The 2,136-nt window shown below is 62.6% G+C and carries 3 protein-coding genes; 2 read left to right on the top strand and 1 reads right to left on the bottom strand.

Annotated elements, in window-relative coordinates; genetic code table 11:
* The first annotated feature begins 260 nt into the window (after positions 1–260).
* Both ACJH7A_RS30365 and ACJH7A_RS30360 read left to right on the top strand, forming a co-directional pair.
* Complete coding sequence (locus ACJH7A_RS30365; RefSeq protein WP_406803313.1) at positions 261–857, top strand: TetR/AcrR family transcriptional regulator; 597 nt, start codon at positions 261–263, stop codon at positions 855–857.
* A gap of 120 nt (positions 858–977) precedes the next feature.
* On the top strand, positions 978–1,208 hold the full coding sequence (locus ACJH7A_RS30360; RefSeq protein ID WP_406803312.1) for a deoxyribodipyrimidine photolyase: 231 nt from the start codon (positions 978–980) through the stop codon (positions 1,206–1,208).
* A gap of 379 nt (positions 1,209–1,587) precedes the next feature.
* Here ACJH7A_RS30360 and ACJH7A_RS30355 read toward each other — a convergent pair whose 3' ends face one another.
* The gene (locus tag ACJH7A_RS30355; RefSeq protein WP_406803311.1) at positions 1,588–2,061 is read right to left on the bottom strand and encodes a hypothetical protein; all 474 of its coding nucleotides are present in this window, start codon (positions 2,059–2,061) and stop codon (positions 1,588–1,590) included.
* Between the last annotated feature and the right edge of the window lie 75 nt (positions 2,062–2,136).

Below are 2,136 nucleotides of genomic sequence, written 5' to 3'. Positions count from 1 at the left end.
AGGACCCTAACACCGGCTACGCTGCCAGTAGCCGCGTAACCACAAATCCCGTGTCCACTACATGGGGGCAAGGCCCCGTAGACGAACAGGCCGAGCAATATCGTCGATTCGTCCCGTGAAAGAGAACGGTACGGTACCGTACGCGCGATCGCAACCGAGTTGACATACGGGCAAAAGGCTGCGCACATTGCCGCGACTAAGCGCAACGCCGTGGTGTAACTCTGATATTCCAACTGCGTGCGGCAGGAAGGGGAGTGGTGATGTCCGAGGACGTGGGCGATGCCGCCAACTGCCCGTGGAGTGAACGCGAAGCCGAGTTGCTGGCGATCACACTGGAGTTGTTGCAGGAACACGGTTATGACCGCCTGAGCGTGGAAGCGGTCGCGACCAAGGCCAAGGCCAGTAAGGCGACGATGTACCGGCGCTGGCCGTCGAAGGCGGATTTGGTGCTGGCGGCCTTCATCGAAGGCACGCGCAGCTCTTCGGTGCCGCCGCATACGGGTTCACTGCGCGGAGACTTGCTGGAGATCGGCCGGTCGGTATGCGATCAGGCGCAGGTGCACGCGAGGACCATGCGGGCGGTGCTGAACGAGATGTCACACAATCCGGGTCTGCAGGCGGTGATGCAGGCCAAGTTCGTGCATCACCGCAAATTGGTGTTCGACCATGTGCTGGCCGAGGCCGTCGAGCGCGGCGAGATCGACGGCGCCACCATCGACGAAGAGATCTTTGATCTGCTGCCGGGGTATCTGGTGTTCCGGGCATTGGTGTCAGATCGGCCGCCGACTGAAGACACCGTCCGAATCCTGGTCGATGATGTCCTGCTGCCCAGCCTCACGGGCGCCCTGAAACGGTAAGTCGGTCGAGTCGGGTCGGCGCGGTTGGGCCGGCCGCGCTTGAAGTTTGGACAATCCCACGTGTGGGAATAGCTGAGTCAGCTGATGCTGTCGACGCGTCACTCAGGGTGAGGAATAGACATGGTTCACGAAGTGATAGTCGCCCTACAGAGCCAGCCAGAAGCGGCCGGATTCATCCTGCGTGGCATCAAGGGAATCTTCGTCGCGATCGGCAGCATCATTGCCGCGATCATCTGCGCGGTAATTGCGGGCACGAAAGGCCGTAACCCTTTGGGCTGGGGAATTCTCGGGCTGTTCTTCTCGATCCTGACGCTGATCGTTGTGATCGTCATCCCGTCCAAGAAGGAGTGAGGCGCGCGTCGGTCAACGTCGCGGTCGCCTGCCGGATGCCGAGGTTGACCCGCCTGATCCAGGCGGGTCAACCTCAGGTGTCAGTGTCAGCGTCGGCGTCCCGGCATACCGATCCACGGCATCATGGGTTGGTTGGCAGGCGGCGCGACCGTACCCGGGCGCGCCTTGATCGAAGTACTGCCATTCGTCGAACAGATGGTCTTGGCGAACGTGTCCTGGCACGTCGGCCGAGCGTTGGCAACAGGCGCCGAGATGCCTGCCGCCGCAGCCAAACTCACCATCAGCAGTGCCGCCTTGCGTCGACTTGGCATGTGTCCGTTCCCCTCAATCGCGGTACCAACATGGATGTGCGCGGTACGCGCTGACATGTGCGCGCTCATCAGGGACAGGCCGATACGACGGTGGTGGAATCCGCCCCGAGAGGCGTGCCCGCAGCCGCGGCGCGGTTGAAGGCATCGTCACGGGCGGCTTCGACCGTCACTCCGGCGCCGCCACTGACGACGTGGGTAACCCCATCGCCCACAGACACGATGCACAGGCGATCGTTGGTCACCTCATCGCTGGTGCATTCCACACCGCCCGCGGCATTGCACGCCGCGATGACAGCCGCCGAAGCGTGGTCGTTGGTATCGCCGGTAGCGGTGAAACCAACCAGCGCGCCTTGGAATTCGCCCGTGCCGACCGCGACCGATACGTCCTCGGCGTCTTGTACGAAACCGGGCGGACCTCCTGCCCACGCTGTAGCTGCTGCGCCACCTGCCAAGACAACGCCCGCAACCACGATCGTCGATACCCAACGGCTATTCGCCATGCCGATCCTCCCAATCGTGAAATTCAGCGGCAGTCTATCCATGGGACTTGACCCCGTGTGTTGGACACGCTGAATCCCGCAAGGTTGGCGGGGGAAGCGAGATGATCCACCACGATG

Origin of the sequence: Mycobacterium sp. SMC-17 (genome assembly GCF_045310915.1) — a bacterium.
Lineage (GTDB): Bacteria > Actinomycetota > Actinomycetes > Mycobacteriales > Mycobacteriaceae > Mycobacterium.
This window is presented reverse-complemented; position numbering and strand designations above follow the sequence as displayed.